The 7,334-nt window shown below is 36.4% G+C and carries 9 protein-coding genes and 1 tRNA gene; 6 read left to right on the top strand and 4 right to left on the bottom strand.

Annotation, left to right across the window (positions count from 1 at the left end; all coding sequences use genetic code 11):
• Positions 1–56 precede the first annotated feature (56 nt).
• Positions 57–133 (top strand) — tRNA-Trp (locus A6E03_RS15670).
• A 236-nt stretch (positions 134–369) separates the two neighbouring features.
• On the opposite strand, the gene A6E03_RS15665 is transcribed toward A6E03_RS15670, so the two are convergent.
• Entirely contained in the window at positions 370–843 is a 474-nt protein-coding gene (locus tag A6E03_RS15665; protein WP_065592596.1) for a type IV pilin protein, read from the bottom strand.
• Between the two features lie 51 nt (positions 844–894).
• Here A6E03_RS15665 and A6E03_RS15660 point away from each other — a divergent pair, with 51 nt between their 5' ends.
• Genes A6E03_RS15660 through A6E03_RS15645 form a run of 4 tightly spaced genes read left to right on the top strand, consistent with a single transcriptional unit; the run spans position 895 to position 3,703 of the window.
• A complete protein-coding gene (locus A6E03_RS15660) occupies positions 895–1,446 on the top strand; it encodes a prepilin-type N-terminal cleavage/methylation domain-containing protein (protein WP_255310654.1) in 552 nt (183 codons plus the stop codon).
• Positions 1,427–2,026 carry a PilW family protein gene (locus A6E03_RS15655; protein WP_065592598.1) on the top strand — a complete coding sequence of 200 codons (600 nt, stop codon included), beginning with the start codon at positions 1,427–1,429 and terminating at the stop codon, positions 2,024–2,026. The genes A6E03_RS15660 and A6E03_RS15655 overlap by 20 nt, the downstream gene beginning before the upstream one ends.
• Complete coding sequence (locus A6E03_RS15650) at positions 2,023–3,288, top strand: hypothetical protein (RefSeq protein ID WP_065592599.1); 1,266 nt, start codon at positions 2,023–2,025, stop codon at positions 3,286–3,288. Before A6E03_RS15655 ends, A6E03_RS15650 begins: the two co-directional genes overlap by 4 nt.
• Entirely contained in the window at positions 3,278–3,703 is a 426-nt protein-coding gene (locus A6E03_RS15645) for a prepilin-type N-terminal cleavage/methylation domain-containing protein (RefSeq protein WP_065601226.1), read from the top strand. Before A6E03_RS15650 ends, A6E03_RS15645 begins: the two co-directional genes overlap by 11 nt.
• A gap of 35 nt (positions 3,704–3,738) precedes the next feature.
• On the opposite strand, the gene chrA is transcribed toward A6E03_RS15645, so the two are convergent.
• Positions 3,739–4,890 (bottom strand): chromate efflux transporter, encoded by a 1,152-nt coding sequence (chrA, locus tag A6E03_RS15640; protein ID WP_065601227.1) that lies wholly within the window; start codon positions 4,888–4,890, stop codon positions 3,739–3,741.
• A gap of 50 nt (positions 4,891–4,940) precedes the next feature.
• Here chrA and A6E03_RS15635 point away from each other — a divergent pair, with 50 nt between their 5' ends.
• Entirely contained in the window at positions 4,941–5,933 is a 993-nt protein-coding gene (locus A6E03_RS15635; protein ID WP_065601225.1) for a LysR family transcriptional regulator, read from the top strand.
• Between the two features lie 26 nt (positions 5,934–5,959).
• Here the strand turns inward: A6E03_RS15635 and A6E03_RS15630 are convergent, their stop codons facing one another.
• Together A6E03_RS15630 and dapD are read right to left on the bottom strand one after the other, a co-directional pair.
• Positions 5,960–6,148, bottom strand: a complete 189-nt coding sequence (locus tag A6E03_RS15630) for a YqaE/Pmp3 family membrane protein (protein ID WP_045101342.1) — start codon at positions 6,146–6,148, stop codon at positions 5,960–5,962.
• 115 nt (positions 6,149–6,263) lie between these two features.
• Positions 6,264–7,295, bottom strand: coding sequence for a 2,3,4,5-tetrahydropyridine-2,6-dicarboxylate N-succinyltransferase (dapD, locus tag A6E03_RS15625; protein ID WP_065601224.1), 1,032 nt, complete (start codon positions 7,293–7,295; stop codon positions 6,264–6,266).
• Positions 7,296–7,334 lie beyond the last annotated feature (39 nt).

Genomic DNA, 7,334 nt, shown 5'->3' with positions numbered 1-7,334 from the left:
GTCCCGTCCACTCCGCCACTTATTTATAGACAGAGTTAAGTCTTTAAAATAACTACAGGGGTGTAGCTCCAACTGGCAGAGCAGCGGATTCCAAATCCGCGTGTTGGGAGTTCGAATCTCTCCACCCCTGCCATATTTAGAGAAGGCTCATATCGAAAGATATGAGCCTTTTTGCTATTTGTTATTTAAGGCAAGAACTTCGGATTTCCTCGCTATAAGATCGCAAATTTTGAGAGCTCTGACATATTAAAGAAGGCTCATATTGAAAGGTATGGGCTTTTTTCTACTTATTCTTTGAGAAAGAACGTTAGTTTTTTTATTATAAGAGTTGGAGCTAGACGACTTTCTATTTCACCTACATCGATAATATCACCAACACCCTGAACTATCACTTAAACCCACACCACCAGCATTTAAAGTTAAAGTGCCACATCTATCATTATTCTGACCAAGCTCAGATTGTGGTGTAGCTGATAAAGTATAAATACTCATACTTGAGCTAGCTAAATTATAAGAAAGAAGATATCTATTATTATCAACTTTACAGATATGATCTTGTAGGCAAGAACCATTATTATTATTAATGGTAAGCGCTAATAGCGCTTGGTATTTTTCTTTTGAGGTGCTTTCTGTTCTGGTTGAGTAGAGGCTTTCTATATGAAGTTGAGTTTTCGTTAGCGCTTCAAGAGCTTCAGTTCTATGGCTTTTTAATATATAGGAAGTATAGCTTGGGTAAGCTATTGTGCTTAGGACTGCAATGATTGAGGTGGTAATTAGTAATTCGACTAATGTCACACCACGATGAAACTTATATGTCTTTACTTGACTAAAAATTCGAATCATTCCGATAACTTATTGAAATAAAATATATCTACTTTTAATAGGTGTTACTCTTTGTGGCAAGATGAAATTTCCATAATGGAATGTTGCAAAGGAAATTGTGAAATGACTCGCGGGTTTACTCTGTTTGAATTAGTTATAGCTATCGCTGTGCTTTCTACTTTATTAGTAGCTGCAGGGCCTAGTTTTTCGCATCTGCTAGAAAATCAAAATATGAAGAGGTTTGCAGGTGAAGTTGAAGGTTTTTTTATTCAAGCAAAATCAGAGGCTGTATTACAAAATAAAGAATTAAAATTATTTTATCTTAATGAATCTACAGATTGGATTATATCTTTAAACCCTGCCGGTAGCACCGCAACAACAATCTCAGGTATAAAATTAACCTCCTTATCTTATATTGATTCAATAAATCATCCTGATATGAAAATTTCCTCAAGTGTGTCATCAATTACTTTTGATTCAGTTAGAGCAACTCCTAACTTATCAAGAAGTTTCTATTTTTATAAAGATAATGCGAAGCAATTAAAGCTATCAACTCATAATATTACAGGGCGTATTAAATTATGTGGAAATGGAGGCACTTTTTATGGTTACAACGAATGTTAGCCATAAACAATTAGGTGCATCTTTAATTGAACTTCTTGTTGCATCAAGTCTTGGTTTAATTGCTTTAATGTTAATTGGTAATGTTTTTGTTGAGGGACAAAAAATATCAGCAAATAGGAGTCAAAAGTTATTACTAATCCAAGATTTAAATGATGCATTACGCTTTATAAAAGAAGAGAGTCAGAGGGCTGGTTATAGTCGTTCCGGTTCTTATTCTGAAATATTGTCAGGAGCGAATGATGTTATTCATATATCAGGTGCTCAGCTGAGTTTTATTTATCAATCTGAATCAGGTTCACCTTCTGAGTGGCGCTTTGCTCGTTTTAAATATGAATCTGAAACATTAAAAATATGCTCAAGGAAAAATATATCATTTATCCCTGATATATATTTTTCACCACAATGCTTGTCACTTGTAGATAATAACCTTATTAAAGTAACTGATTTTACATTGAACTATACAGCACTTGGTAGTTCCGTAAGTTCTGCATATTTATCTATATCTACAAATGCTGAACTTAAAAATACCGCCCATAGGTATTCTTCTGAGATTAAAATAAAGCAAAGGAACTGGAAATGATTAAAAATCAAAAAGGTGCAATTACCCTTCTTGTTTCTAGTTTCATTTTAATGGCGTCACTGATTTTTTCTTTAGGGAGCTATAAGCATATTTTTTATCAGATAAAGCGAGCTCAAAATGAAGTAGAGGCGAGAAAAGGATATTGGGCAGCAGAAGGCGGTGTTGAATGTGCATTTACCAAAGTATCGACGATCGGAGCTGTTCCTAGCACACCAATTCCTGAGTGTGCGTCTTTAGATCTAACTGATTTGCAGATTACACAAGGGATGAATTATCAAATTAAAGCAGATAAATTATCACAAATCGTAAAAAAAGATTTTACAATCGGAGGTTCTGGTGGTGATGGTGCTATTCAATCGGCTTCTAATTTATATTTTTATTCAAGTATTACTTTCACATCTCCTGACCCTGTAAAATTGGGGACAGATGGATGGGAGTGTGTAGCTGTAAGATATAAAGATAAGATTGGCGCTTTCGGTTCAGTTAACAATGCAGGGGTGAATCATAGCGTTAAACCTAGTAGTGATTTTGATAATCAAGGCAAAGATTGTAGCCCAGAGCATAAAACAAATTCAGCAGCGGGTAGTTCTAATTTTAAATCTGATTTTTTAAGAGATGATAAGATATCACCGTTTAAAGATCTATTTGGTATAGAACCAAGTGATCATAACACGATTCGAGATAATGGAAAGTTTGATATTTTATATGGCTCAGGGAGTGGGGGTGATAAGCGTTTATCTGAATGTGGTACCAAATTAAAAAATAGAATCAATGCAGGCGAAGAATATATTTGGGTTGAGGGTAGCTGTGAGATTACTTCGGCGCAATATGAAGGTTTTTCAGAAGTAATGAATAATAGTTTGAATGGAGCTTTTATCGTTATTCATGATGGTTCTTTGTCAATAATGGGTGCTCCTCCAGGTACTACTGCCAAAGATATGAAAGGGGTTATTTTTCATTTTAATCATGATTATTCAGTTCCTACAGATGGGAGTAATTGGTATGGGACTGATGCATATAGCAAATTATATCCTCATGGGGGAACGCCTAGCTCATTATACCCATCAGAATTTTTAACTACGGCCTCTTTTTATCAGCATGGTGCATTTACACTGCTAGGTGGGCAATTTTTTGATACGAAAGATCAATCTGCTATTTTTTATACTAGCTCAAATTTTAAATATAACAGTGATATCGTAAATAAGTTAGTTTCTGGCCTTGTACAACCTCGGTGGGTTAAAGGATCTTGGCATGATTTCTAAACAAAATGGATTTAGTTTACTTGAAGTTATTATTTCATTTGTATTGCTGGTTGTCGGTGTTATGGGGCTGATTAAACTACAAGTTTACGTTGATAAAAAATCTGAATATGCAGTAAATAGTATTCAAGCATTGTATGTGGCGGAGTCTAAACTAGAATATTTTAGAACTCGTTCAATAGATGGTGAGGATGGGACAATTCAGTTTAAAACGATCATTACTCAAACTACACCAGAGGATATTAATGGCTATAAAGTTAGTTGGGATGTGATTGATCGCATGTCAATTGTTGTTTCGGGTGCGAATGTAACTACATTAAAAGAAATAAATATTAAAGCAGAGTGGAGTGACAGGTGGAATGAGGTTCAAGGCGTTACTTTGCAAACAATGATATCAAGGTACAGTGAATTTTATTAGGTTCAAACAGTTGCTTGAACCTAATTTATTATAAATCAACCAATAAAAGGCAACGTAGCACCAGCAGCAATAAAGAAACTCACTAAGCCTACAATCGGTAATTTAAGTACTTTTAATAATGCAAAACCAATAATAACTAGTGCCATATCTAAACCAGAACCAACAGCACTGGTAAATACAGGGTCATAAAGTGCAGCGATTAGTAAACCGACCACTGATGCATTAATCCCTGTAATTGCACCTGCTAATGCTGGTTTTTGAGCAAGTACTTGCCAGTGGCTAAATACACCAAGTACCAATAAAAACCCAGGTAAGAAAATCGCAATAGTTGCTACTAAAGTGCCAAGTACAGGCTGCTCACTCCATAGTTCATAACCTAAGAAAGTAGCAAAGGTGAACATTGGCCCCGGAACTGCTTGTGCAGCAGCATAACCCGTTAAGAAGCTATCAGTACTAATTTGGTCGCCAACGATATTTTGCAGTAATGGTAAGACGACATGACCACCACCAAAGACTAAACTACCTGCTTGGAAGAAATCAGAAAAAAGAAGAAGTAATGGCGAATGATTGACGATAGCTGGTAAAGCAAAGAAACAAAGTGCAAAGATAATTAAGGGTAACCAGTTAATGCCTTTAGATTCTTTTTTAACTTCAGTAGATTGGTCTGATTTTAGATAAACTCGTCCAACGATAGCGGCAATTAATAAGGCAATTAATTGAGTGCTTATAGAGGGAAGAATTAATAACAAGCTCGCCGTCATAATACATAAAAGTACGGTGATTTTGTCCTTACAAAAACTCTTATACATTCCCATTATTGCGTCAGTAACAACGACAACAGCTAATAATTTCAATCCATGAATGATGCCTTCAAAGATGTCATTACCAAAGAATGAATGGCTTATGTTTGCTAATAAGACCATGATAAGAATAGAAGGCAATGTAAAACCAATTGATGCGAGTAGAGCGCCAAAGAGTCCTTTTCTGTGATAACCCAAAGCAAAGCCTACTTGGCTTGAACCTGGACCCGGCAAAAACTGACTTAGCGCGATCAGTTGAGCGTATTCTTCTTCACTTATCCAACCACGCTTTTGAACAAATTCATTTCTGAAATAGCCAATATGAGCCGCTGGCCCACCGAAGCTAACCCAACCTAAAAGAAAAAATCGTTTAAATATTTCAAACATAATGTACTCAGCTTTTTGATGTGTCATCCAAATTTGGATATTCAGTTTTGATGGAAGTAAGATTAAGAGTTACTATCAAATTATTCAAATCGATTAAATTACTACTAACTATGAATGAAATTAATTGGAAGGCGGTAGACCTTAATTTATTGGTCGTGTTCAGTGCGTTAATGGAAACTAAAAGTGTTTCACTGGCGGCGAATAAATTATTTGTTGGGCAATCGGCGATGAGCCACAGTCTCTCTCGCTTGCGTGAGTTATTACATGATCCATTGTTTGAACGACAAGGACATAAAATGATACCAACCGCTAAAGCTAACCAGTTGTATCCAATGGTAACTAAAGTATTACAGACAATTTCTGGCGATATTTTAAAAGTTGATACGTTTGAGGCGAGTGAGTTTACTGGAACGTTTAAAATTGGAATGACGGATTACGCAGAGCTTCTTTTTGCTGCTGATATTTTTGATGCAATTCACCAATTAGCACTAAATGCACAGCTCTGTTTTACTACGGTAGATAAAGCCAATTATCAAGATAGGTTTGATTCCGAGCCACTTGATTTAATTATTGGCAGTATGAAACCAGAGCAAAAAGAGTTTCAATATCAAACGCTATACACAGAAAAGCACGTATGTATGTGGGATGGTAATCGGCATCAATTTAAAACGCCGATAACGCTTGATGAATATATATCGTTACCCCATGCCTTAGTGAGTCCTGACGGTGCATTGAAAACAGGCGTAGATAGTAAATTAAAGGGATTAGGAGTGCATCGTTCAGTTAGCGTCGCTTCTAAGCACTTTTTAACCATCAGGCATTTAATGAAAAAAAGAGACTTAATCTGTGTCGTTCCAGAGTTAATGGCTCAACTCGATCTTTTTTCTGAAAAATTGGTGCATTCAGAGCCTCCCATTGATGTTGGTGAGTTTGATATTCAATTGATTTGGCAAACCAGAAATAAAGAAAATAAACGTTATCAATGGCTCAAAGAGTTGCTCATTCAAACCATTGAGAAAAGCGTTATTGCTTATAGAACTTAGTGTTCACTACCTACTAAATTTAATTCTTATCGCCCAAAAGCGTCTTTAATTTTTTCATCTGTTCTATATTGACTTAGTGCATAGACAGACCAAATAGCAGCTGGGATCCAACCAATTAAGGTTATTTGTAAGATAAGACAAATAATGCCGCTAAATGGACGACCTATAGTAAAAAACTGTAACCAAGGCAGTAATAAAGCAAGTAATAGTCTCATTGAGTTTCCTATATAAATAAAAAATGGTCAGTAACAATTAAGCTACTGACCATTAGATTACCTTGGTATTGATGAATAGAGCATGAATGCGATATTTAAATACTCAAATGAAAAATTAGTTATTACTGTGTAATTCGCTGTTCAGTTCAATCGCAGATTTGTTAGTTAAACATTCGATTTGACCAGTGATAGAGTTGCGACGGAACAGAAGATCTGTTTTGCCAGCCAGATCACGAGCTTTCGCTACTTCAACTTCTTTTCCTTGGTTATCTAGCATGCTTACTTTTGTGCCAGCAGTAACATATAGGCCAGATTCAATCGTACAACGATCACCCATTGGGAAACCAAGACCAGCGTTAGCACCAAGTAGGCAGTTCTCACCAATAGAGATTACCATCTTACCGCCACCAGAAAGCGTACCCATGATAGAAGCACCACCGCCGATATCTGAGCCGTTTCCTACAACAACACCTGCAGAAATACGACCTTCAACCATACTCACACCAGTAGTACCAGCGTTAAAGTTGATGAAGCCTTCATGCATTACAGTTGTGCCTTCACCTACATGTGCGCCTAAACGAACTCGTGAAGTATCGGCAATGCGGACACCAGTAGGAACAATGTAATCCACCATTTTAGGGAATTTATCAACACAATCGACAGTCAGTGTTTCACCAGCTAGGCGTGCTTCGATTTGACGATCAGCAAGCTCAGGAAGATCGATAGGACCTTGGTTAGTCCACGCAATATTGTGAAGAAGACCAAAGATGCCGTCTAATACTGTGCCATGTGGTTTAACTAAACGGTTAGAGATAAGTTGAAGCTTTAAGAAACCTTCAGCAACAGATTTAGATTGCTCATCAGTAGCTAGAACAACAAGAACAAGAGGTTGTTTAGATTGAACTGCTTTTTCTGCAAATGCTGCGTTTGCAATATCACCATTCGCTGCAAATGCATTAGCAAGTTCAGTACAAACTTCAGAAGAAATTTCGATAGCTTGGTTGCCTTCAGCATAACCACTTGCTTGGGCAATAGAATTAACTAGTGCTTCAGAAGGATTTAATACTGGGTGTGGGAAAAATGCTTCAATGATTTTATTGTCGCGGTTTTTTGTTGCGGTACCAAAGGCAAGAGCAAAATGAGCCATGTAATGATTCTCCATTTCCATATAAATATTAGTATTTAA

Origin of the sequence: Aliivibrio sp. 1S128 (genome assembly GCF_001691065.1) — a bacterium.
Lineage (GTDB): Bacteria > Pseudomonadota > Gammaproteobacteria > Enterobacterales > Vibrionaceae > Aliivibrio.
This window is presented reverse-complemented; position numbering and strand designations above follow the sequence as displayed.

Coding starts and splice junctions, on each gene's coding strand:
- A6E03_RS15665 (WP_065592596.1), bottom strand. CDS start 843: ATGATTCGAATTTTTAGTCAAGTAAAGACATATAAGTTTCATCGTGGT.
- A6E03_RS15655 (WP_065592598.1), top strand. CDS start 1,427: ATGGTTACAACGAATGTTAGCCATAAACAATTAGGTGCATCTTTAATT.
- A6E03_RS15650 (WP_065592599.1), top strand. CDS start 2,023: ATGATTAAAAATCAAAAAGGTGCAATTACCCTTCTTGTTTCTAGTTTC.
- A6E03_RS15645 (WP_065601226.1), top strand. CDS start 3,278: ATGATTTCTAAACAAAATGGATTTAGTTTACTTGAAGTTATTATTTCA.
- chrA (WP_065601227.1), bottom strand. CDS start 4,890: ATGTTTGAAATATTTAAACGATTTTTTCTTTTAGGTTGGGTTAGCTTC.
- A6E03_RS15635 (WP_065601225.1), top strand. CDS start 4,941: ATGGAAGTAAGATTAAGAGTTACTATCAAATTATTCAAATCGATTAAA.
- A6E03_RS15630 (WP_045101342.1), bottom strand. CDS start 6,148: ATGAGACTATTACTTGCTTTATTACTGCCTTGGTTACAGTTTTTTACT.
- dapD (WP_065601224.1), bottom strand. CDS start 7,295: ATGGCTCATTTTGCTCTTGCCTTTGGTACCGCAACAAAAAACCGCGAC.